Source organism: Kineococcus aridisoli (genome assembly GCF_050871885.1).
Classification (GTDB): domain Bacteria; phylum Actinomycetota; class Actinomycetes; order Actinomycetales; family Kineococcaceae; genus Kineococcus.
Genome location: NZ_JBJLSF010000170.1, coordinates 1 through 1,997, shown reverse-complemented (window position 1 = coordinate 1,997; position 1,997 = coordinate 1). Strand labels below are relative to the sequence as shown.

The following is a 1,997-nucleotide window of genomic DNA, read 5'->3' as shown; positions in this document are numbered from 1 at the left end:
CCCCCCCCCCCCCCCCCCCCCCCCCCCCCCCCCCCCCCCCCCCACCCCCCCCCCCCCCCCCCCCCCCCCCCCCCCCCCCCCGTCCGGGTGTCCACAGGGGCGCTCCCGGCGGGGGCGGCGGGGGGTGGCTGTGGACGGCGGCGGCGGTGCCCGCCGCGGGCGGCAGGGTGGGCCGCCGAGGGCCGGTAGACTCGTGTGGTCCCGTGCCCGCACCGCTTCCGCGGTCGGGCCCGGACGACGCACCGAGACCCTCCTGCCACGGAGAGACCGTGGCCGCTCGAGACCGAAGGAGGTGGGGAATGAGCGCGCGTCAGTACGAGCTCATGGTGATCCTCGACGCGGAGCTGGAGGAGCGCACGGTCGGACCGTCGCTCGACCGCTTCCTCAACGTGGTCCGCCAGGGTGGTGGCGAGGTCGGCAAGGTCGACATCTGGGGCCGCCGCCGGCTCGCCTACGACATCAAGAAGAAGTCCGAGGGCATCTACGCGGTCGTCGAGCTCAACACCGAGCCGGCCGTGGCCCAGGAGCTGGACCGCCAGCTGAACCTCAACGAGGCGGTGCTGCGGACGAAGCTGCTCCGCGCCGAGGCCGCCTGATGGCGGGCGAGACCGTCATCACGCTGATCGGGAACCTCACCAACGACCCCGAGCTGCGCTTCACCCCCTCCGGTGCCGCGGTGGCCAACTTCACGGTCGCCTCGACGCCCCGCACGTTCGACCGCCAGTCGAACGAGTGGAAGGACGGCGAGACGCTGTTCATGCGCTGCGCGATCTGGCGCGAGGCGGCGGAGAACGTCGCCGAGTCCCTCACGCGCGGCACGCGGGTCGTGGTGACCGGGCGCCTGCAGTCGCGGACCTTCGACACGAAGGAAGGCGAGAAGCGCACCGTCATCGAGATGCAGGTCGACGAGGTCGGCCCGTCGCTGCGCTACGCGACCGCCAAGGTCAACAAGACCTCGCGCGGTGGCGGTGGCGGTGGCGGTGGCGGCGGCGGCTTCGGCGGCGGCGGCAACTCCGGCGGGAGCGGCTCCGGCGGCTGGGGCGCCTCCGGCGGCTCCGGCTCCGGTGGTCCCGGCGCCGGCGGACAGCAGCAGGACGACCCGTGGGCCACCGGCCCCTCGGGCGGCGGCTCCAGCGGCGGCTGGGGCGGTTCGTCCAACGACGACCCGCCGTTCTGACGGTCGTCCACCACTGACCCATCCCAGGGCTCGAACCCCTGGGCTCTCACGAGAGGGGAGCACCACGATGGCCAAGGTGCCCGTGCGCAAGCCCAAGAAGAAGCAGAACCCGCTGAAGGCCGCCAAGATCGAGGCGGTCGACTACAAGGACACCGCGCTGCTGCGCAAGTTCATCTCCGACCGCGGCAAGATCCGCGCGCGTCGGGTGACGGGCGTGTCCGTCCAGGAGCAGCGGCAGATCGCCAAGGCGATCAAGAACGCCCGCGAGATGGCGCTGCTGCCCTACAGCAGCTCCGCCCGCTGAGGAGGGGACACGAGATGAAGCTCATCCTCACCCACGAGGTCACCGGCCTCGGAGCCCCCGGCGACGTCGTCGAGGTCAAGGACGGCTACGGCCGCAACTTCCTGCTCCCGCGCAACCTGGCCACCCCGTGGTCCAAGGGCGGCGAGAAGCAGGTCGAGACGATCCGCAAGGCCCGCAAGAGCCGCGAGATCGCCTCGCTCGACGACGCCAAGGCCGTCAAGCAGTCGCTGGAGTCGCGCACGGTGGCCTTCGCCGCCCGCGCCGGCCAGGGCGGCCGCCTCTTCGGGGCCATCACCCCGGCCGACGTCGCGCAGGCCGTGACCGCCGCCGGCGGCCCCGCGGTCGACAAGCGCAAGGTCGAGATCCTGCAGCCGATCAAGACCGTCGGCACGCACAAGGCCCTCGTCCGCCTGCACCCCGAGGTGTCGGCCACGGTGACCATCGACGTCGTCGAGGCCACCGCCTGAGCCGAGCGCTCACCGCACCAGCAGAGGCCGGCCGCACCCCCGGGTGCGG

Annotated in this window: 4 protein-coding genes; all 4 read left to right on the top strand. The window is 73.3% G+C overall.

Translation table 11 applies throughout. From position 1 onward, the window contains the following. Positions 1–299 precede the first annotated feature (299 nt). The 4 genes from rpsF to rplI all read left to right on the top strand — a co-directional run bounded on the left by rpsF (position 300) and on the right by rplI (position 1,948). Complete coding sequence (rpsF, locus tag ACRYM2_RS23090; protein ID WP_166616264.1) at positions 300–596, top strand: 30S ribosomal protein S6; 297 nt, start codon at positions 300–302, stop codon at positions 594–596. Further along, the gene (locus ACRYM2_RS23085) at positions 596–1,177 is read left to right on the top strand and encodes a single-stranded DNA-binding protein (RefSeq protein WP_432525038.1); all 582 of its coding nucleotides are present in this window, start codon (positions 596–598) and stop codon (positions 1,175–1,177) included. Before rpsF ends, ACRYM2_RS23085 begins: the two co-directional genes overlap by 1 nt. A gap of 67 nt (positions 1,178–1,244) precedes the next feature. Continuing rightward, the gene (gene rpsR, locus ACRYM2_RS23080; protein WP_012085900.1) at positions 1,245–1,481 is read left to right on the top strand and encodes a 30S ribosomal protein S18; all 237 of its coding nucleotides are present in this window, start codon (positions 1,245–1,247) and stop codon (positions 1,479–1,481) included. 14 nt (positions 1,482–1,495) lie between these two features. After that, complete coding sequence (rplI, locus tag ACRYM2_RS23075; protein WP_166616262.1) at positions 1,496–1,948, top strand: 50S ribosomal protein L9; 453 nt, start codon at positions 1,496–1,498, stop codon at positions 1,946–1,948. The last annotated feature ends 49 nt before the right edge of the window (positions 1,949–1,997 follow it).